This is a genomic window from Aegicerativicinus sediminis (assembly GCF_015476115.1).
Classification (GTDB): Bacteria; Bacteroidota; Bacteroidia; order Flavobacteriales; family Flavobacteriaceae; genus Aegicerativicinus; species Aegicerativicinus sediminis.
In genome coordinates this window covers 535,722-555,092 of the sequence record NZ_CP064295.1, presented here as the reverse complement: position 1 = coordinate 555,092, position 19,371 = coordinate 535,722, and the positions used below count along the sequence as shown (strand labels likewise).

Below are 19,371 nucleotides of genomic sequence, written 5' to 3'. Positions count from 1 at the left end.
AATGAATATTGCAAACGCCCAGGTTATTGTTGATAAATGGATCAAGGATCATGGAGTGAGATACTTTAATGAGCTCACCAATATGGCTCAACTTACCGAAGAAGTCGGTGAGGTTGCGCGTATTATTGCTCGACGTTATGGAGAGCAGAGCGAGAAAGAATCGGATAAAGGTAAAGACTTGGGTGAAGAATTGGCAGATGTATTGTTTGTTGTGTTATGCTTGGCTAACCAAACTGGTGTTGATTTGCAGGCTGCTTTCGATCGAAGAATGGATAATAAAACCAAAAGGGATCACGATAGGCACCATAACAATGAAAAATTAAAATAATCGGATGGGTTGATTTTCTCTATTTTGGGTAAATTGCGTCCCTATGAAAGTTAAGATCAGTCCATCCGAAATAATTTCCCCTTCGAGCCTAATAATTACGGGTTCAAAAAGCGAATCGAATAGGTTATTACTGTTGCAAGCTCTATTTCCGGGGCTTCAGATCAACAATATCTCGAATTCTGAGGATTCTGAAATGATGAGTAAGGGAATATCTGGGAACAGGGATGTAGTGGATATTCATCATGCTGGTACAGCAATGCGTTTTCTAACAGCTTATTTTGCCTCTCGCCCTAATCGAAATGTTATTCTCACTGGTTCTTCAAGGATGCAAGAGCGTCCGATCGCAGTGCTTGTAGATGCATTGAATTCCCTTGGAGCAGAAATAACATATCTTAAGACTGAGGGTTGTCCACCTTTAAAAATATCAGGTAAAGAATTGACGAATAGCAAAGTTTCTATGAAAGCTAATGTAAGTAGTCAATATATCTCTGCTTTAATGCTTATTGCACCTAGTTTGCCAAATGGACTTGAAATAACATTGGTAGGTGAAATAACATCAGTTCCCTACATAAAAATGACCCAGAAGTTATTGCAAGACATTGGTGTAGAATGTAATTTTTCTGATCACGTAATAACTATTGAATCCTTTCAAAATAAAGTCTCAGCTACTTTTATTGTTGAATCTGATTGGTCTTCAGCTTCCTATTTTTATAGTATTGTGGCACTAGGTAAACCAGGTACCGAAATAGGCTTACAGCATTATAAATTAGATTCTCTTCAAGGGGATTCCATTTTAATTGAGATTTACGAAAAGTTTGGAGTTGAAACTTCTTTTCGGGACAACAAAATGATCTTGAAAAAATTGATGGAGGTAGAAAATGCCTCTCCGCTTCAATTAGATCTTAGAAACGCACCCGATATTGCACAAACAATTGCAGTTACCTGTTTGGGATTAGGTCGACCTTGTTATCTCACGGGTCTACATACCTTAAAAATAAAGGAAACGGACCGATTAGAGGCCTTGAGGATAGAAATTGAAAAATTAGGCGGAACTATTAAGTGTAATAAGGATAGTCTAAAACTTGAAGCAATTTATCATCTAAAGGAAGATGTTGAAATCGATACCTATAATGATCACAGAATGGCAATGGCATTTGCTCCTCTGGGTATCAAAATCCCTCTTCAAATCAATGATGCGGAGGTTGTGAATAAATCCTATCCAGACTATTGGAAGGATCTAGAAAGTATAGGATTTAAGATTTCTTCATAATAATCCCTTAAATACTTGACAAGCCCTATGTTGAGACCTTATATTTGTAGCCTTTTTGAAATAAGTAAATAAAAACCACAAAGGTTAGGGAAACCAAAATATCTTAACATGAAATTATCACACTTCAATTTTAAATTACCTGAAGAATTATTAGCCGAACACCCGTCTGAAATTAGGGATGAGGCACGTTTAATGGTGCTTGATAGAAAAAAGCAAACCATTGAGCACAAGTACTTCAAAGATCTAATAAATTATTTTGATGAAGGAGATGTGATGATCTTGAATAATACCAAAGTTTTTCCTGCAAGACTTTATGGTAATAAGGAAAAGACGGGTGCAAAAATCGAAGTCTTTTTACTTCGCGAACTAAACGAGGAACAGCGTCTTTGGGATGTTTTGGTAGATCCGGCACGTAAAATTAGAATTGGAAACAAGCTTTACTTTGGCGACGATGAAACCTTAGTTGCCGAGGTTATAGATAACACAACTTCAAGAGGAAGGACCTTACGCTTTTTATATGATGGGTCTTATAGTGAATTTAGACATAAATTAACTGAATTAGGTGAAACACCACTTCCAAAATATATTAAGAGGGCAGTGGAGCCTGAAGATGAGGAGCGTTACCAAACAATTTATGCTAAAGAAGAAGGAGCAGTTGCGGCACCAACCGCTGGATTGCATTTCAGTAAACATTTATTGAAGCGTTTGGAGATCAAAGGAGTTCATCTTCCAGAAATTACGCTTCATGTTGGTTTGGGTACATTCAACCCAGTTGAGGTTGAAGACCTAAGTAAACATAAAATGGACAGTGAAGAAGTTTATATCAATACCTTTGCTACAGATGTAGTTAATAATGCAATTAAGGAAAAAAAACGTGTGTGTGCCGTAGGTACAACCGTTATGCGAGCTGTTGAAAGTGCAGTATCTTCCAATGGAACATTAAATGAATTTGCAGGTTGGACCAATAAATTCATTTTCCCACCTTATGATTTTAGTATAGCTAATTGTATGGTTACCAATTTCCATACACCAAAATCGACCTTATTAATGATGGTTTCAGCTTTCGCGGGTCATGATTTTATAAAGAAGGCCTATGAAGAGGCTGTAAAGGAAAAATATAAGTTTTATTCGTATGGTGATGCCATGCTAATTATATAATATTTAAACCCCCATTTCTTGGGGGTTTTTTCTCTCTTAAATTTAAATAATGGCAACAATAAAAAAGGATATTCGAGCACTAAGCAAAGAGCAGCTACGAGAATTCTTTGTTGCTGAAGGGGATCAGGCTTTTCGAGGAAATCAAGTTTACGAATGGCTATGGAGTAAAGGTGTGCACTCCTTTGACGATATGACCAATATTTCACTCAAAACGCGTGAGATGTTGGAAAACAATTTTATAATTAATCATATCGCGGTAGATCAAATACAACGTAGTTCGGATGGAACCATTAAGAACGCTGTAAAATTACATGATGGTTTGGTTGTTGAATCTGTTCTTATACCGACGGCAAAACGTACAACAGCATGTGTATCCTCACAGGTTGGTTGTAGCTTAGACTGCAAATTTTGTGCTACGGCGCGTTTAAAGCGCATGCGCAACCTAAATCCTGGTGAAATTTATGATCAGGTTGTAGCTATAGATAGAGAAAGCAGATTATATCATGATAGGCCTCTTTCCAATATTGTTTTTATGGGAATGGGCGAACCCTTAATGAATTATAATAATGTCATCAAAGCAATTGATAAAATTACTTCTGAAGAGGGTTTGGGGATGTCCCCAAAACGTATTACTGTTTCAACCTCCGGGGTGCCAAAAATGATAAAAAAAATGGCTGATGATGGAGTTAAATTCAAATTAGCGGTTTCACTTCACTCTGCTATCGATGAGGTTCGAACATCGATTATGCCTTTTAATGCCACTTTTCCCTTAGCTGACTTGCGAGAAGCCTTGGAATATTGGTACGCAAAGACTAAAAATAGAATTACTTATGAATATGTGGTTTGGAAAGGGATAAACGATAGCAAAAAAGATGTTGATGCTTTAGTTGCATTTTGCAAATTTGCTCCGAGTAAGGTAAATCTCATTGAATACAACCCCATTGATGATGGAGATTTTCAACAGGCCGATGATTCAGCTTTAGAACTTTATATCAATACATTAGAGGCAAATAATATTACTGTAACAGTAAGAAGGTCTAGGGGTAAGGATATAGATGCCGCTTGCGGTCAATTAGCCAACAAGCATTGATTTTTTAATTAACTCAGTTAATTATTACTGTTGCTGAACAATTAGCATTTATATACCTTTGGCAATCTAGCCGCAAGACTAAATTTTGAAGATTACCGAACAGATAAAACTACCAATCGCATTTGAAATGGAGCTTTTTGAGCAAAAGTTTCTGTTGTCAATGTCTAGTAGGGTAGCACTTCTCAATAGAATTACTACTTATATAGTCAATAGAAAGGGTAAACAAATGCGACCGATGTTTGTTTTTCTCGTGGCAAAAATGCTTAATAAAGGTGAGGTTAACGAACGTACCTATAGAGGGGCATCTGTTATAGAATTAATACATACTGCCACTTTAGTTCATGACGATGTGGTGGATGATAGTAACAGGCGCCGAGGTTTCTTTTCTATAAATGCTCTTTGGAAAAATAAAATTGCTGTTCTTATTGGTGATTATTTGTTGTCTAAGGGACTTCTGTTGTCAATAGATAATAATGATTTTGATCTCCTCAAGATTATATCTGTTGCGGTTAGAGAAATGAGTGAAGGTGAATTACTTCAAATTGAAAAAGCTAGAAAGCTAGATATCACCGAAGAAGTATATTACAATATTATAAGGCAAAAAACAGCCACGCTGATAGCTGCTTGTTGCAGTTTGGGTGCAGCCTCTGTAAAACCCAATTCTGAGGATGTGGAATCTATGCGCTTATTTGGGGAACTTATAGGGATGGCATTTCAAATTAAAGATGATTTATTTGATTATGGTGAGGAAAAAATAGGTAAACCAACTGGTATTGACATTAAAGAGCAAAAAATGACTCTTCCCCTGATTCATGTTCTTAATAAAGCCCACGAGAAGGACCGTAGATGGCTTATTAATTCTATTAAGAACCATAATAAGGACAAGAAAAGGGTTAAGGAGGTAATAGCTTATGTGAAGAATAATGGTGGACTCGATTATGCGATCGCCAAAATGAAAGACTTTCAACAGCAGGCCCTTTCAATGTTAGAAAAGTATCCCCAATCTGATTTTAAGACTTCCCTAGAATTAATGGTTAATTACGTAATTGAACGTAAAAAATAATTTTTTGCCCCAGGCAACCATTTTCTAAAATACGCTGTCTATATAAATAGAAGCATCAATCAATTAGAATACCTTGAAAGTCATTCAACTTAACAGGAACGGTAAAAATCTCATTAAAAAAGCAAAAAAGCAGGATCGTGAGGCTCAGCACCTGATCTATGAGATTCATGCTCCTAAAATGTTAAGTGTCTGTAGATACTACATTAAGGATGTTCAAGTTGCCGAAAGTGTAATGTTGAAAGGCTTTTTTAAGGTGTTTACCAAGATTGACCAATTTAGGGAAGAAGGTAGTTTTGAGGGTTGGATACGAAGGATAATGGTACGTGAGGCTATTTCGCATATCAGAAGTAATAAACGGATTGAGTATTCTATTGAAGAAGTTAAGTCCCCACATGAAACTACAAATAATATTGAGGTTTCAATGGGCGTGGAACAGATTCAAGCTATAATCGACGAACTGCCGGAAGGATATAAAATGGTATTTGTTATGTACGCCATTGAAGGATACAAACACCAAGAGATTGCTGAAATATTAGGAATATCTGAAAGTACTTCAAAAACCCAATTGTTCAAGGCGAGGAAAATGCTTCAAGACAAAATAAAAATGCTAAATACTACGAGTTATGGCACCAATTAAATTTGAAGAATCGATTAAGGAATCACTTGAAAAGAGAACTATTTCTCCTTCTCAGGAAGGGTGGAAAAAGCTTTCAAAACGTTTGGATACTTCCAATTCTCATAAGAAGGGAAATACCATTTTATGGTGGAGTTTGGCTGCTTCCGTGGTTGTGTTGTTTGGTTTAGGAATGTTTATGTTTAATAATGGTGTTTCCGACGAAAAACCTATACAAATTGTAGAGACCAAAACGAATTCAACTTTTCAACAAGAAGAATTTGATAAGGCAGCTTCAGGAGAAGACGAAACAGAGAATTCCTTGGTGGTTTCAGGCGAAAATGCAAACCCTGAAAGGATTGATCCCAAATCGAAGTCTAATCAAACCCAAAATAATACAACATCAAATAATGTTGTTGAACCATCAATAGCAAATTCTGATGAGAAATCGGTAGATGGATTAAAGGAAAGTGAAATCAATTTAATCGATAATGTAAGTTCTGTTGTTGTTATTGAAGAGATTAAAAATGAAAAGATTCAATCGATGACACCAGAAGCCGAAACAGATTCCTTACTAAAAAGAGCTCAGCGAAATTTGCTTAAAGGTATGGAAGTAGAAAAGGAAATAATCACAGTAGATGCCAATTCATTGCTTCAAGAAGTAGAGGGTGAGTTAGAGGAGTCTTTTAGGACTAAAATGTTCGAGACCTTAATAGATGGGATTGAGGCAGTAAAAACAACCGTAGCACAACGAAACAATTAAACAGCCCATATAGTTTACAACATCAATTAAAATCAATTAAAATTCTAACATCAAAAAACGAACAGTTATGTATTCATATTTAAAAATAATTATCCTTTTGGTTTTCTGTTTTAACCTATCTATTGGTCATGCACAATCGAATAATGAAGAGAAAATAAAAACTCTTGAAAACTTAAAGGAAACCATTGAAAAGGAAGAACGTAATTTCCTTAAATCTGAAGTTGAAATAATCAATCAAAGATTAGAAAAACAAGAGATTACATATAACGAGGCAGAACAGCTTAAAAAGGAGGCTGCTGAAAAGAGGGCTCTGAATATTGAAAATAGATTGGCAATTATCGACAATAAGATTTCCCTTCTTCAACGAAATGAGGAGGGTTATAAAGATCTTTCAGATGGGGAGCTTTCTTATGTAGGTTTTAGCCTGGGGGGAGAAGAGAGTTTCGCAGGATTTAGAATTAAGGGGCAAAATAAGCCAAGAAAATATGATAGACGTACCACTTCAGATGTGGTTTTGGCCATAGGTATTAACAATGCTATTACGGAGGGTGAGGGATTGAGTGATTCCCCTTTTAAAACTTTTGGGTCTGGATTTGTAGAGTTAGGCTGGGCTTGGACCACTAGAGTGCTTGAAAATTCGAATGCATGGCGATTTAGGTATGGTCTTTCTTTGCAATGGAATAAATTAGACGCAAAAGATAATACGTACTTTGTCCAGAATGGAGATATAACTACTTTCGAGGAATTTCCCGGAGATCTTAATAAATCTAAATTTAGGGTAACCAATCTGGTAGTTCCACTACATTTTGAATTTGGTCCATCGAAGAAAATTGAACGTAAAACCTATTTTAGATATTCTACCGCAGACCAATTTAAAATCGGTATTGGGGGTTATGCCGGAGTACGCTTAAGCAGTATGCAAAAATTAAAGTACAAAGAAGATGGTAACCGCGTGAAAGAAAAAATTAAACGTAATTATAACGCCAGTAATTTTGCATATGGCTTAAGCGCTTATATTGGTTTCGATGACTTTAGTATTTATGCTAAATACGACTTGTCAACAATTTTTAAGGACCAGGCAATAGACCAGAACAATGTTTCTCTTGGTCTCCGGTTTGATATTGATTAGGGAACTTTAATTGTTATAATCTACCCTGAACCATTTCCATTGCCTTAATAGTATTAGTATGGTTTGGGGCTCTTTTTAAAGTATACTCATACATTTCCAAAGCCTCTGTATTTCTGTTTTCGCTAGCAAGCCAGTCTGCATAAAGATTAGACGGAGGCATTGCTACGTCAGGTGGTCCATAACTATAGGAGGTTTTAGATTGTAAATCTAGAGCTTCCTTAAAATATTGTTCAGTAAGTATTTTATCTTTTTTCAACATGGCTGAAAGTGCCTTTAATTCTAGAACCATAACTTGAGACTGCTGAATATTTAAGGTCGAAGGGAATTCCCTTGTAGCACTTGAACAGACCGAAAATCCCCCATCAAGGTTTTGGGCCAAGACTTCTTCACTTTTAATATCCTCTTCAATTAAAGCGGTAATGCTGTCTAGTTTAGCAACATTATTATCGTAATATGCTTTATAACCATCAAGAAAATTGTATTGACTTCTTGTGGAAATGTTTAAACCGGATACATCTACTTTAATGTCCGTAATTTCATCATCAAAATCCTTAGTTTCGGCCAAATAGGTTGATTTCAAAAACACCATATGGGCCCTTGCTCTAGGAGAAGGAGTTTCTGTGACATAAGTATGCATATCATTGACTAATTTTTTAGCATCCTCTATCCGTCCCTGTTGTAGGTAGCCATATTCTAACCAATGAAAGGCATGATATCCCCTGGCGTTATTTGAGAGCTTTTTTCGTTCCATTCGGTTTAAACTCGCCTGATAAGAATCTTCATTAGAAGAAACCACTTCATCCCACATTCCTAGGGCTACGTATATGTGCGATGGCATGTGCAAGGCATGACTAGCATCTGGAGCCACTTGTGAATATGAATTAGCAGCATTTAATGCCATCTGAGCATGTCCAGGATCATCATAGGAATGTATCAAATAATGTAAGGCACCTGGATGGTTCGGGTTTTCATCAATTACCGATTTTGCAATTAAAGCACCCTTTTCATAAATCCCTGTATCTCTTTCTTTTGCAGAACCCAAAAGTGATAACGCATAGAATGAAGCAATCTCATTATTATCAGGATGTTTTTCATATAATTGGGCCATAAAGTTGGCATATGCTACATCTCTTTCAGATTTTGGTGTTTGGGGTTTATAAAGAATTTTTGCTGCTGAAATAAAATCCGATTCAACCTCAGATAGAGTCGGGGATTCTGCTATACTGTCTAATTTGCTTAGTGCAGCTGCACCCTCTGAATAATCTTGCTCGCTCCAAAGACTGTGATTATGGGTCATAGCCTCTCCCCAATAGGCCATAGGGAAATTTGGGTCTATCTCCTGTGCTTCCTTGAATGCTTCCCTCGCGTCTTCATATTCAAAGCTGTGTAACAATAAAAGACCCTTTTGAAATGATGGTAGAGCTTCCTTTTTGCCGGTAACAGAAAGGTCAACTTCGCCTAACTGATTAGTTTCGGTTTTAGATTCATTCTCTTTACAATTAAAGAATAGAAGGAGTGCGGCTAGGAAATAGATTGATTTCATTAAAGTTAGTTTTTTAGGTAAGTTAAGTTGGAAGTTAGAGCCTGAATTTTTATAAAGATAAGAAATGAAGACTTAATTTTGTCGGTCATATTTGTTGACGCCCTCGAAAATCTTAATTTTATTTGCTAAGAATTTTTTTAAAGTTTGATTTCCCGTATTTCCATAGACCAAGTTTTCGAAGCTGCTCGAGTAGAAGAGGTCATCGGTGAGTTCGTTCAATTGAAAAAATCCGGTAGTAATTTTAAAGGTCTCAGCCCTTTTAGCGATGAGCGTACACCCAGTTTTATGGTGTCTCCGGTTAAACAGATTTGGAAGGATTTCTCTAGCGGTAAAGGAGGAAATGTTGTTTCATTTTTAATGGAGCACGAGCATTTCTCATATCCAGAGGCAATTAAATATCTCGCTAAAAAATACAATATAGAAATTGAGGAAACTGAGCAAACAGAAGAAGAAAAAGAACAGGCGGATGAAAGGGAAAGTCTTTTTCTTATAAATGAGTTTGCTAATACTTATTTTCAACGGATTCTTCACAAAACTGATCAAGGTAAGGCAATCGGTAAAAGTTATTTTAAGGAAAGGGGATTTACGGAATCTACAATAGAAAAGTTTCAATTAGGCTATTCATTAGATGAGTGGGATGCCTTTACAAATGAAGCTCTAAAAAAGGCATATAAACTTGAGCTTTTAGAAAAGACAGGCTTAACTATTGTTAAAGGAGAAAAGCATTTTGATCGTTTCAAAGGCCGGGTAATGTTTCCAATCCATAGTATGAGTGGGAGAGTGCTCGGGTTTGGAGGTAGAATTTTAACCAATGATAAAAAAGCCGCTAAATATCTCAATTCTCCAGAAAGTGAAGTCTACCAAAAAAGTAAAATTCTATACGGACTTTATTTCGCAAAACAGACCATAGCCAAAGAAGATAATTGCTATTTGGTTGAAGGGTACACAGATGTAATCCAAATGTATCAAGCCGGAATTAAGAATGTGGTTTCTTCTTCTGGTACTGCTTTAACTCCTGAACAAATACGACTAATTAATAGGCTTACAAAAAATATTACCGTATTGTTCGATAGTGATGCGGCCGGTTTAAGAGCTTCAGTGCGTGGTGTAGATTTGATTTTAGAGCAGGGCATGAATGTTAGGGTTTGCACCTTCCCGGAAGGTGAAGATCCAGATAGTTTTTCTAGAAAAAATGATTTAGAGGATATTCTTCTTTACCTAGAAACCAATTCACGAGACTTTATCCAATTTAAAGCATCTCTATTGGTTTCTGAGGCCAAGAACGATCCTATTAAACGCGCAGAAACTGTTAGGGATATTGTTAACAGTATTGCCAAAATCCCTGATCGTATAAAACGTGAAATATATGTGCAGGAATGTTCAAGGATTATGGATGTTAGTGAGGAAGTGCTTTTTAGTACTCTTGCACAAATCGGGAAAAAAGATTTAAAAGATGCTAGTCAAGCATTGAAGGCTGATCAGAAGGCATTTGAGGTTCATCGGCCTGAAAAAGTTTCTGCCAAAAAAGTTGATTTGCAATATGAAATGGAGCGAAAAATGATTGAATTACTCCTTTTGTATGGTAAAGAAATTGCAGATTTTGAAGATTTAGTGCTTAAAGAAAACGAGTCAGGGAAATTAGAATTAGAGCCTGTGATTCAGAGAGCAAAGGTTTTCGAAAAAATATTCTTAGACCTGCAGGAAGACGAAATGCAGTTTAGTAATGAAAATTTTAGAGATTTATATTATCAGATTATTGAAACCTTGCAAGGAGATCCCGATCATCCTTTGGATGAATTCATAAATGTGGTTAAACCGGAATTGGCTGGAGAAATTACGAGTATTATTATGGACGATGAGCGATACCATCTTCATGATTGGGAACGAAGAAATATTCACCCTAAGAGCAAAATCAATTCTCTTCCACAATTGGTAAATCAATCCATATTAACTCTAAGGTGTTTCTTAATTGATCAAAAAGTGCAGGAGTTTCAACATGAAACTTTGCGAGAGGGTACAGATTCCAATACCATTTTAGAGGACGTAAAAGACTATTTAAGCTTAAAAATGTTGCTTTCCAGAAAATTGGGTAGAGTAATTGGGGGTAAAGTTTAAACCATATCTTGGTGTTCGGCTTGATGTATTAAATCCACTAAATTAGTAACATTTAACTTTTTGAATAATCGAGATTTATAAGTACTTACGGTTTTTTCGTTTATGTCTAATTCCTTCGCAATTTCCTTATTCTTTTTCCCTGATGACAACAATTTTAAAACTTCAACCTCACGAGTTGAAAGCCTTTTAAACATACGGCTTTTCGTCTTTTTTGTGTCGTCATATTCAAGTTGTTTAGACATTTTATCGGTAAGATAAACTTCGCCTTCCGCAACCTTTCTTAAGGCGTAAATAAATTTATCAATATCAATGCTTTTCGGAACATAGGCGGATGCACCTGCCTTTAAAGAACTTATGGCATATATCTCTTCAGGCTGGTGGCTAAATATTAGAACCTTCAGTTGTTGGTGTTCTTTCTTTATGGCTCGTAAAGCGGTGATGCCATTAAGTTCTGGTAAATCAATTTCAGAAATTATTAGATCTACTTTATAGCGGCGCACGAATTCAAAGATCTCCACGCCTGTCTTTATACTTCCCACTACTTCAAAATCTGGTGTGGATTCTATGATAGCTCTTAAGCCTGCTAAGACTACCGGATGATTGTCAACGATCAAAACCTTGACCATAGATTTAAAATTTTTGGTTAGCGTAAAGGTTTCAAAACCAGAAAGGTAAGTTTTGAATAAATGTGGAGAACTAGAGTAAATGTAATGAAAATTTCTTAAAATTGTTCGACGAGGTGCCGTAAAATCTCGTTTATTTTAATTCTTTTGGGATTTCACATACAGGAATTGGAACCATTTTATGTTTATTCGCTCGGTTGAATCTCATAAAAATTTCAAAAACTTCCTTTTGTCTGCCTTCAAAATCGTTTGCTGTCTTTCCTTGGTCTTTCATAGCCATGGCCCATTCCAATTCAGGATATGATGCTCCAATTTGGTCTTCGTCGGTACGATTATCGCCCCAAAGACCATCAGTTGGTGCAGCCTCTAATATTTCTTTATTTATTCCGAGATGTTTAGCAAGTTCAAATACTTCCGTTTTTAATAGGTCGGCTATAGGACTTAAGTCTACTCCGCCATCTCCATACTTTGTGTAAAACCCAACCCCAAAATCTTCCACCTTATTGCCAGTTCCTGCAACAAGATATTTCTCAAGTGCAGCGAAATAGTATAAAGAAGTCATCCTGAGTCTTGCCCTGGTATTAGCAAGGGACATAAACCTGCTTTCTTCATTTTCAACATCTGGTAACACATCCACTAGACTATCAAAAACAGGGGTTAGATTAATCCAATGAGACTTAACGTTCGGAAAATGTTCCTTTAACCACGATATATGATTTGCAGCTCTAGTAACCTGATCCGTAGATTGATGAATAGGCATTTCTAAACACAAAAGGTCAAGACCTGTTTTGGCGCAGAGTGTTGAGGTTAGGGCAGAATCTATACCTCCTGACACACCAATTACGAATCCTTTCATTTTTGCATTATCGGCATAATCTTTTAACCAAGAAACAATATGTTGAATAACCTTTTCAGATTGCATTTTATCTTTATTTTAGGGTAAGAATCTTACATTTGCAACACAAAAATAAAGAAAGCTAACAGTAATAAAAAGTATATCAATTGAAGATTAGAGTCCAATCAACAAGGTTATCCATAGCCGTCTATACCTTGCTTTTATTAGCTGTATTGAGTTGTGTGAAAGACAACGAAAGAGAGAAGGAAATTTCCAAAATACCTATTAAGGTTGAGATTGAACGTTTCGATCGCATCCTAGATGATGCGCAGCCATCAGAATTTGAAAACTTAAAGAAAAACTATGCGTTTTGGTTCCCTAGAGAAAATGCCGATTCGTTGATTTTAAATTTAAAAGCCGATACAATTCAACAGGAACTATTTGACGAGGTAAAAAAAGAATTTTTAGACACTAATGATTTGCAAGAGGGTATTGAATCGTTATTTCAACACATTAAATACTTTGATCCCCAATTTAAAGAACCCCGGGTGATAACCGTTACCTCTCGAGTTGATTTCCGAAACAAGGTTATTGTTACAGATAGCATTGTATTAATTGCATTGGATACTTATTTAGGGAGCGACCATTTTTTCTATGAAGGTATTTCTCGGTATCTAGTTCAAAATTTAAAGCGGGATCAAATTCTTCCAGATTTGGCATCGGCCTATGCTAAGAAATATATCATGCCGAAAAATAGAAAGAAATTACTAGATGAAATGATTTATTATGGGAAGCAATTGTATTTTGAAGATGAGGTTCTTCCAAATGTTTCAGATGCCGCCAAAATAGGATATACAGAGGACCAATATCTGTGGGCTAAAGCAAATGAATTTCAAATTTGGACATATTTCATTGAGAAAGAATTGCTTTACAATACAGATACTAGTTTGCCAAATAGATTTATCAATCCCGCACCTTTTAGTAAATTCTACCTTCAACTTGATAATGAATCTCCTGGAATGCTAGGTCGATATATTGGTTGGCAAATTGTAAATGCCTATATGGAGAATAATGACGTAAAACTGATGGATATGTTGATCGCCGATCCAGAAACAATATTTAAACAATCTAACTTTAAACCAGAAAAATAATGGCAAATCACACTTCTACAATAGAATTACAGGTTGAGCTTGATGAAAACCGTGTGCCTGAAAAACTTATGTGGTCTGCCGACGATGGCGGTATATCCAAGGAAGAAGCAAAAGCAATCATGCTGTCTGTATGGGATAGCACAAATCAAGAAACTCTAAGAATCGATCTTTGGACCAAAGATATGCCTGTGGATGAAATGAAACTTTTTTTCCATCAGACTTTGTTGGCTATGAGCGACACTTTTTTTAGAGCTACTCAGGATGAAAAGATGACCGCTACTATGAAAGATTTCTGTGATTATTTTGCAGAAAAAATGGAATTGAAATAGAAAATCGCTTAAGTTGTAAGCAAACAACATCATATTTCTATTGCTGCAGTTGTCTTCGACCGCTTTAAATGTTTTAACAATATCTTAATATTAAATTGCGTTAAGAATCTTAACAATTAGTAAATTTACAATGCTATTAATCATTAAGGGAAAAGAGCATTGGTAGGCCTTGTACGATTGGGAACCAGTGCTTTTTTTATTACTCATTTTTATGAAAAAATTCTTATTTGGAGTCATATTAACCCTATTGGTTGTAGTTCTTTACAAATCCTGTACCGACAAGTCTAGGGAGAAAATGTTCCTCAAAGAAAGTTCTTCCCTTATACAGGAGCAGATTGTTAATGTGGGTAAACTGGTTGTAACGGAAGGACATTTTAGCGAGGTATTTACGTATAAGAATTCGAAATCGTTATTTGCTGATTTAATCAATGTGGAAAAGAAAGCTTTGGTCGTTGTAAATGCAGATGTTGCTGTAAGCTATGATTTAAGTAAGATTGATTATGATATTGATGAGACAAACAAAACTTTAAGGATAATAAGTATACCAAAAGAGGAAATCACGATTAATCCAGATTTTGAATACTACGATGTTACAGCAGACTATCTCAATCCTTTCGATGCTGAAGATTACAATGCGATAAAGGACAAAGTGAAGGCAAATTTGATGAAGAAAATACTTCAATCAGAGATTAAAACCAATGCCGAAAATAGATTGATTAGTGAGTTGGCAAAATTTTTTATCCTGACCAATTCATTAGGTTGGAGATTAGAGTACCAAGAATATCCAATTGAAAACATCAAGGAACTTAATCAAATCGATCTATAATTTTTTTCAAAAATTTCCAACCGCCCCCATTAATTGCTTCAATATTGTGCAGGTTCAAAAACTTGGCAGCCCTAGAAGATCTAATTCCACTAGCGCAACACGTAATAATTGGCTTGTCATTAGATTTTAAATCACGAATATGTTCTACTAAATTTTGCAATGGTATATGTATCGAATCAGGTATGTGACCGTCTTCAAACTCTTCGTCGGATCTTACATCTATTATCATTGCTCCACGTTGCAAAAAGGATTCGATCTTTTGCTTTCGAAGTTTAAAAATGAAATCGAAAAATCCCATGTTACCCTTTTTATATAAATTTACAACATTCTCATTTAATTGGTTTGAAAGTAGAAACACGTAAGGACGAAATTATTAAAACTGCCTCCCGTTTATTTAAAGACAAAGGCTATAGTGCTGTTACAATGAGGGATTTGGCCTCTGAGCTTGGCATCAAGGCGGCTAGTTTATACAATCACATAGATTCCAAACAAGAGCTATTAAAGTCAATAATATTAAATCTTGCCGAGAATTTTACCGCTGGAATGAAGGATGTGTTGAATTCAGATAAGGTTGCTACCGATAAGTTAAGGATGTTAGTTGAACTGCACGTAAAAATTACAAGTAATAATGTGTATGGAATGGCATCCCTGAACAACGACTGGATGCATCTTGAGGATCAATTGGAATATTATTTGAAATTAAGACACGACTATGAGAATAATTTTAAGTCGATTGTAATAGATGGAATTGCGAAGAGAGAACTATTGGATTCTGATCCTGAAGTGCTTATGTTTTCAATATTGTCCACCCTGAGATCTTTGTATTTATGGATTCCACAAAAGGATAAATTAGATACAGAATTAATTACACACCAATTGAGTGAGGTCCTGATTTCTGGAATGGAACGGAAATAAAAAATTTGTATATTTGAAAACTAACAAACGTTAGTTAGATTGTAATTATGACGGAATTTTTCGGTGTCAAAGTAAAGAATATCCATAAGGAGACCGCTGATACAGTTGTTTTGGAATTGGATATTCCTGAGGATTTGAAGGACCACTTAGTTTTTCAACCCGGCCAGCATCTAACGTTTAAAAAAATGTTCGATGGTGAAGAGGTAAGACGCACCTATTCTCTATGTACCAATCCTTACGACTGGGAATTCAAGGTTGCTGTAAAGAGTATTCCTAATGGAATTTTTTCCACCTACGCTAATAACGAACTTAAGGTTGGGGATACCTTGGAAATTATGAAACCTTCCGGAAGATTTTATGTTGAGGTAAATCCTAATAAAGCTAGAAATTATATAGCATTTGCTGCAGGCAGTGGTATTACCCCTATAATTTCAATGATTAAGACTCATCTTGCAATGGAGCCGCAAAGCACCTTCAAGCTGTTTTACTTGAATAGCACTTCTAAATCCATTATCTTTAAAGAAGAGATAGAGCAGCTTAAAAACCGTTATTTTCAGAGGTTTCATGTCTTTTTCTTCTTAACAAGGGAGCAAAGGGATATTCCTTTTTTAAACGGTCGTTTCGATGAGGATAAAATGAAATTGATTAGCTCTAAATTTATTGATATTGAAGATACCGACCATTGTTTTTTGTGTGGACCTCAACAAATGATATTTCTTATAAGAGATTCACTAGTAAACGCTGGATTAGAAAAGGATAAAATCCATTATGAATTGTTTTATTCTGGTGAAGCCGATAAAAGTTTTGGTATTGAAAAATCCATTCCAAAGGTTGATGGGACAGAGGTAACCTTAATCGATGGCGGAAAGGAGTTTCATTTTGTAATGGATGAAGAAAATGATACCATTTTGGATGGAGGTTTAGCTGCTGGAGCAGATCTTCCTTTTGCATGTAAAGGTGGGGTATGTAGTACCTGCAAATGTAAATTGATTATTGGCGAGGTTACAATGAAAGTTAATTATGCACTTGAAGAGGATGAGCTTTCCAAGAATTACATTTTGAGCTGCCAAGCAGTTCCAACCAGTAAAAAGGTAGTCGTAGATTTTGATGTTTAAATGTTATGGAAAAGAATATTAAAAATTTAGAACAACATTTCGAAGAGCGGATTGAGCGTGATGAAAAGATTGAGCCAAAGGATTGGATGCCTGAAAAATATAGGCAAACCCATATCAGGCAAATTTCGCAACACGCCCATTCTGAAATTGTAGGCATGTTACCAGAAGGTAATTGGATTACTCGAGCTCCATCCTTAAGGCGAAAAGTGGCATTGCTAGCAAAGGTACAAGACGAGGCCGGTCATGGTTTGTATTTGTACAGTGCCGCTGAGACTTTAGGTATTTCCCGTGAAGAAATGTATGATCAATTGCATACTGGCAAAGCTAAATATTCCTCAATTTTCAATTATCCCACTATTACATGGGCCGATATAGGTGCCATAGGTTGGCTGGTGGATGGAGCTGCTATAATAAATCAAGTTGCCCTTTGTAATACCTCCTTTGGGCCATACGCCCGAGCTATGGTGCGAATTTGTAAAGAGGAAAGTTTCCATCAAAGACAGGGATACGAAATTATGTTAACCCTTTGTAATGGTACAAAGGAACAAAAGGAAATGGCTCAAGACGCCTTAAATCGTTGGTGGTGGCCAAGTTTAATGATGTTTGGTCCTCGTGATGAAGAATCCCCCCATACAGCACAATCGATGAAATGGAAACTGAAGAGGAAGACTAATGACGAATTGCGTCAGCAATTTGTGGATCAAACTGTTCCGCAAGCAGATATTTTGGGTATAAAAGTTCCAGATCCAGATTTAAAATGGAATGAAGAGACTGGTCATTATGATTTTGGAGAAATCGATTGGGAGGAGTTTTGGCAAGTTGTAAAGGGACATGGGCCATGTAATAAAGAACGTTTGGAGGCGCGAGTTAATGCTTGGGAGAAAGGCGAATGGGTGCGAGATGCAGCTATGGCCTATGCAGAAAAACAAATAGAACAAACCGAAAAGAAAGCAATTTAAGAAATGAAAAAAGATTGGCCTTTATGGGAAGTTTTTGTGCGAAGTAAAAATGGTTTAGAGCACCGGCATTTTGGGAGTTTGCATGCAGCTGATGCAGAAATGGCTCTTGAGAACGCACGAGATGTCTACACCCGCAGAAATGAAGGGGTAAGTATTTGGGTTGTAGAATCAAAATATATTACGGCCTCAAATCCTGATGAAAATGGGGAAATGTTTGAGCCAGCAAAAGACAAAGTGTATCGTCACCCCACATTCTATAACCTTCCTGATGAGGTAAAACACATGTAAATGAAAGAGAATCTGTATAAATATATTCTAACCATTGCGGACAATAGTTTAATTCTTGGTCAGAGATTGGGAGAATTATGTGGTCATGGTCCGAATTTAGAAACAGATATTGCCTGTACGAACATAGCTTTGGATTTACTGGGTCAGGCACGTAATTATTTCCAGTACGCCGCCAAAATCAAAGGTGATGATTCAACAGAAAATAGTATTGCGATGCTGAGGAGTGAACGGGAATATCTGAATGTTTTATTGGTGGAACAGCCAAATACCGATTTTGCTTATATAATTGGCAGACAATTTTTCTTTGATATATACCATTGGCATTTTTTGAATGCCTTAATGAAAAGCCATGATGTTACCTTGGCTGCTATTGCTAATAGAGCAATTAAAGAGGTCACCTATCATAAAAAGTTTTCCGCGGATTGGATAAGGAGATTGGGAGATGGAACTGAAGTGAGCCGTGAAAAGATGCAATCCGCTGTAAATGATTTATGGCGATATACCAATGAGTTTTTTGTTCAAACCGAATTTGAAAAGGAACTTATTTCTGAAGGTATAGCGGCTGATGTTTCAAAATTTAAAGATGATTATTACAGCGAAAGTTCAGAAATTCTTACCGAAGCGACTCTTCTAGTTCCTGAAAAATCCTATTTTCAGAAAGGAGGAAAGCAGGGAATTCATACCGAGCATATGGGCTACTTATTAACAGAGTTGCAATTTATGCAACGTACATACCCAAACATGAGCTGGTAAATGACGGTAGAGCAGGTAAATATTGATCAAGAACTAATCCCTCTTTTGGAGCAAGTATCAGATCCAGAAATTCCTGTACTTTCTGTTTTGGATTTAGGTATTATTCGAACTGCTACTATAGAAAATAACCTTGTAAAGCTTCAAATTACCCCAACTTATAGTGGGTGTCCGGCAATGGATACCGTAGCGGATGATTTGAAGGCGGCTTTAAAAAATAAAGGGTATAATGCCGAAATAGAATTGGTTTTAACTCCTGCTTGGACAACTGATTTTATTTCTGAAAAGGGCAGAAAGGCATTGGAGAATTATGGTATTGCCGCCCCCTTGGAGGAAAATTTAGACAAACAGGTTTTGCTTGGTAAAGCCAACTTAATTGCATGTCCTCAATGCGGGTCCAAGAACACTAAAATGATTAGCCAATTTGGCTCCACCCCATGCAAGGCCCTATTTAAGTGTAATGATTGCCAAGAACCTTTCGATTATTTCAAATGCTTAAAATGATTTC

General features: G+C 36.3%; 22 protein-coding genes. 18 read left to right on the top strand and 4 right to left on the bottom strand.

Annotated features, from left to right (window positions below; translation table 11 throughout):
• The first annotated feature begins 1 nt into the window (after nt 1).
• The 8 genes from ISU00_RS02485 (at nt 2) to ISU00_RS02450 (ending at nt 7,414) form a co-directional block, all read left to right on the top strand.
• Nucleotides 2-328 (top strand): nucleotide pyrophosphohydrolase, encoded by a 327-nt coding sequence (locus ISU00_RS02485; protein ID WP_228852457.1) that lies wholly within the window; start codon nt 2-4, stop codon nt 326-328.
• A gap of 43 nt (nt 329-371) precedes the next feature.
• Entirely contained in the window at nt 372-1,598 is a 1,227-nt protein-coding gene (locus tag ISU00_RS02480) for a 3-phosphoshikimate 1-carboxyvinyltransferase (RefSeq protein ID WP_228852456.1), read from the top strand.
• A 108-nt stretch (nt 1,599-1,706) separates the two neighbouring features.
• Nucleotides 1,707-2,756, top strand: coding sequence for a tRNA preQ1(34) S-adenosylmethionine ribosyltransferase-isomerase QueA (gene queA / locus ISU00_RS02475; protein ID WP_228852455.1), 1,050 nt, complete (start codon nt 1,707-1,709; stop codon nt 2,754-2,756).
• 49 nt (nt 2,757-2,805) lie between these two features.
• Complete coding sequence (gene rlmN, locus ISU00_RS02470; RefSeq protein WP_228852454.1) at nt 2,806-3,846, top strand: 23S rRNA (adenine(2503)-C(2))-methyltransferase RlmN; 1,041 nt, start codon at nt 2,806-2,808, stop codon at nt 3,844-3,846.
• 85 nt (nt 3,847-3,931) lie between these two features.
• The gene (locus ISU00_RS02465; protein WP_228852453.1) at nt 3,932-4,909 is read left to right on the top strand and encodes a polyprenyl synthetase family protein; all 978 of its coding nucleotides are present in this window, start codon (nt 3,932-3,934) and stop codon (nt 4,907-4,909) included.
• Nucleotides 4,910-4,982: 73 nt separating this feature from the next.
• On the top strand, nt 4,983-5,546 hold the full coding sequence (locus tag ISU00_RS02460) for an RNA polymerase sigma factor (protein WP_228852452.1): 564 nt from the start codon (nt 4,983-4,985) through the stop codon (nt 5,544-5,546).
• On the top strand, nt 5,533-6,285 hold the full coding sequence (locus ISU00_RS02455; protein ID WP_228852451.1) for a hypothetical protein: 753 nt from the start codon (nt 5,533-5,535) through the stop codon (nt 6,283-6,285). Before ISU00_RS02460 ends, ISU00_RS02455 begins: the two co-directional genes overlap by 14 nt.
• Nucleotides 6,286-6,352: 67 nt before the next feature.
• Nucleotides 6,353-7,414 carry an ELKS/Rab6-interacting/CAST family protein gene (locus ISU00_RS02450; RefSeq protein WP_228852450.1) on the top strand — a complete coding sequence of 354 codons (1,062 nt, stop codon included), beginning with the start codon at nt 6,353-6,355 and terminating at the stop codon, nt 7,412-7,414.
• A gap of 13 nt (nt 7,415-7,427) precedes the next feature.
• Here the strand turns inward: ISU00_RS02450 and ISU00_RS02445 are convergent, their stop codons facing one another.
• On the bottom strand, nt 7,428-8,957 hold the full coding sequence (locus tag ISU00_RS02445) for a tetratricopeptide repeat protein (RefSeq protein WP_228852449.1): 1,530 nt from the start codon (nt 8,955-8,957) through the stop codon (nt 7,428-7,430).
• A gap of 144 nt (nt 8,958-9,101) precedes the next feature.
• Here ISU00_RS02445 and dnaG point away from each other — a divergent pair, with 144 nt between their 5' ends.
• Nucleotides 9,102-11,072 (top strand): DNA primase, encoded by a 1,971-nt coding sequence (gene dnaG / locus ISU00_RS02440; protein ID WP_228852448.1) that lies wholly within the window; start codon nt 9,102-9,104, stop codon nt 11,070-11,072.
• Here dnaG and ISU00_RS02435 read toward each other — a convergent pair.
• Nucleotides 11,069-11,698, bottom strand: a complete 630-nt coding sequence (locus ISU00_RS02435; protein WP_228852447.1) for a response regulator — start codon at nt 11,696-11,698, stop codon at nt 11,069-11,071. The genes dnaG and ISU00_RS02435 overlap by 4 nt on opposite strands.
• Before the next feature lie 130 nt (nt 11,699-11,828).
• Nucleotides 11,829-12,617: an NAD(+) synthase gene (nadE, locus tag ISU00_RS02430; protein WP_228852446.1), complete on the bottom strand. Its 789-nt coding sequence runs from the start codon at nt 12,615-12,617 to the stop codon at nt 11,829-11,831.
• Between the two features lie 80 nt (nt 12,618-12,697).
• Between nadE and gldB the strand changes: the two genes are divergently transcribed.
• The 3 genes from gldB to ISU00_RS02415 all read left to right on the top strand — a co-directional run bounded on the left by gldB (nt 12,698) and on the right by ISU00_RS02415 (nt 14,836).
• Complete coding sequence (gene gldB / locus ISU00_RS02425; RefSeq protein ID WP_228852445.1) at nt 12,698-13,681, top strand: gliding motility lipoprotein GldB; 984 nt, start codon at nt 12,698-12,700, stop codon at nt 13,679-13,681.
• On the top strand, nt 13,681-14,010 hold the full coding sequence (gldC, locus tag ISU00_RS02420) for a gliding motility protein GldC (RefSeq protein ID WP_228852444.1): 330 nt from the start codon (nt 13,681-13,683) through the stop codon (nt 14,008-14,010). Before gldB ends, gldC begins: the two co-directional genes overlap by 1 nt.
• Nucleotides 14,011-14,221: 211 nt before the next feature.
• Nucleotides 14,222-14,836, top strand: coding sequence for a DUF4230 domain-containing protein (locus ISU00_RS02415; RefSeq protein WP_228852443.1), 615 nt, complete (start codon nt 14,222-14,224; stop codon nt 14,834-14,836).
• On the opposite strand, the gene ISU00_RS02410 is transcribed toward ISU00_RS02415, so the two are convergent.
• Nucleotides 14,817-15,134, bottom strand: a complete 318-nt coding sequence (locus ISU00_RS02410; RefSeq protein WP_228852442.1) for a rhodanese-like domain-containing protein — start codon at nt 15,132-15,134, stop codon at nt 14,817-14,819. The two genes, ISU00_RS02415 and ISU00_RS02410, sit on opposite strands and share 20 nt — an antisense overlap.
• Nucleotides 15,135-15,178: 44 nt before the next feature.
• On the opposite strand from ISU00_RS02410, the gene ISU00_RS02405 reads away from it, so the two are divergent.
• From ISU00_RS02405 to paaD, 6 genes are read left to right on the top strand one after another with little or no spacing between them, the layout of a single operon-like run.
• Nucleotides 15,179-15,751 carry a TetR/AcrR family transcriptional regulator gene (locus ISU00_RS02405; protein ID WP_228852441.1) on the top strand — a complete coding sequence of 191 codons (573 nt, stop codon included), beginning with the start codon at nt 15,179-15,181 and terminating at the stop codon, nt 15,749-15,751.
• A gap of 47 nt (nt 15,752-15,798) precedes the next feature.
• Entirely contained in the window at nt 15,799-16,866 is a 1,068-nt protein-coding gene (locus ISU00_RS02400; RefSeq protein ID WP_228852440.1) for a 2Fe-2S iron-sulfur cluster-binding protein, read from the top strand.
• A gap of 5 nt (nt 16,867-16,871) precedes the next feature.
• On the top strand, nt 16,872-17,825 hold the full coding sequence (paaA, locus tag ISU00_RS02395; protein WP_228852439.1) for a 1,2-phenylacetyl-CoA epoxidase subunit PaaA: 954 nt from the start codon (nt 16,872-16,874) through the stop codon (nt 17,823-17,825).
• A 3-nt stretch (nt 17,826-17,828) separates the two neighbouring features.
• Nucleotides 17,829-18,113: a 1,2-phenylacetyl-CoA epoxidase subunit PaaB gene (gene paaB, locus ISU00_RS02390; RefSeq protein ID WP_228852438.1), complete on the top strand. Its 285-nt coding sequence runs from the start codon at nt 17,829-17,831 to the stop codon at nt 18,111-18,113.
• Nucleotides 18,114-18,866 (top strand): 1,2-phenylacetyl-CoA epoxidase subunit PaaC, encoded by a 753-nt coding sequence (paaC, locus tag ISU00_RS02385; RefSeq protein ID WP_228852437.1) that lies wholly within the window; start codon nt 18,114-18,116, stop codon nt 18,864-18,866. It abuts the gene before it with no gap.
• Nucleotides 18,867-19,367: a 1,2-phenylacetyl-CoA epoxidase subunit PaaD gene (gene paaD, locus ISU00_RS02380; RefSeq protein WP_228852436.1), complete on the top strand. Its 501-nt coding sequence runs from the start codon at nt 18,867-18,869 to the stop codon at nt 19,365-19,367.
• Nucleotides 19,368-19,371: the final 4 nt, after the last annotated feature.

What these genes read in the sequence shown, in the direction of transcription:
- ISU00_RS02485 (WP_228852457.1), top strand. Translation starts at nt 2, where the DNA reads ATGAATATTGCAAACGCCCAGGTTATTGTTGATAAATGGATCAAGGAT.
- ISU00_RS02480 (WP_228852456.1), top strand. Translation starts at nt 372, where the DNA reads ATGAAAGTTAAGATCAGTCCATCCGAAATAATTTCCCCTTCGAGCCTA.
- queA (WP_228852455.1), top strand. Translation starts at nt 1,707, where the DNA reads ATGAAATTATCACACTTCAATTTTAAATTACCTGAAGAATTATTAGCC.
- rlmN (WP_228852454.1), top strand. Translation starts at nt 2,806, where the DNA reads ATGGCAACAATAAAAAAGGATATTCGAGCACTAAGCAAAGAGCAGCTA.
- ISU00_RS02455 (WP_228852451.1), top strand. Translation starts at nt 5,533, where the DNA reads ATGGCACCAATTAAATTTGAAGAATCGATTAAGGAATCACTTGAAAAG.
- ISU00_RS02450 (WP_228852450.1), top strand. Translation starts at nt 6,353, where the DNA reads ATGTATTCATATTTAAAAATAATTATCCTTTTGGTTTTCTGTTTTAAC.
- ISU00_RS02445 (WP_228852449.1), bottom strand. Translation starts at nt 8,957, where the DNA reads ATGAAATCAATCTATTTCCTAGCCGCACTCCTTCTATTCTTTAATTGT.
- ISU00_RS02435 (WP_228852447.1), bottom strand. Translation starts at nt 11,698, where the DNA reads ATGGTCAAGGTTTTGATCGTTGACAATCATCCGGTAGTCTTAGCAGGC.
- nadE (WP_228852446.1), bottom strand. Translation starts at nt 12,617, where the DNA reads ATGCAATCTGAAAAGGTTATTCAACATATTGTTTCTTGGTTAAAAGAT.
- gldC (WP_228852444.1), top strand. Translation starts at nt 13,681, where the DNA reads ATGGCAAATCACACTTCTACAATAGAATTACAGGTTGAGCTTGATGAA.
- ISU00_RS02415 (WP_228852443.1), top strand. Translation starts at nt 14,222, where the DNA reads ATGAAAAAATTCTTATTTGGAGTCATATTAACCCTATTGGTTGTAGTT.
- ISU00_RS02410 (WP_228852442.1), bottom strand. Translation starts at nt 15,134, where the DNA reads ATGGGATTTTTCGATTTCATTTTTAAACTTCGAAAGCAAAAGATCGAA.
- ISU00_RS02400 (WP_228852440.1), top strand. Translation starts at nt 15,799, where the DNA reads ATGACGGAATTTTTCGGTGTCAAAGTAAAGAATATCCATAAGGAGACC.
- paaA (WP_228852439.1), top strand. Translation starts at nt 16,872, where the DNA reads ATGGAAAAGAATATTAAAAATTTAGAACAACATTTCGAAGAGCGGATT.
- paaB (WP_228852438.1), top strand. Translation starts at nt 17,829, where the DNA reads ATGAAAAAAGATTGGCCTTTATGGGAAGTTTTTGTGCGAAGTAAAAAT.
- paaC (WP_228852437.1), top strand. Translation starts at nt 18,114, where the DNA reads ATGAAAGAGAATCTGTATAAATATATTCTAACCATTGCGGACAATAGT.
- paaD (WP_228852436.1), top strand. Translation starts at nt 18,867, where the DNA reads ATGACGGTAGAGCAGGTAAATATTGATCAAGAACTAATCCCTCTTTTG.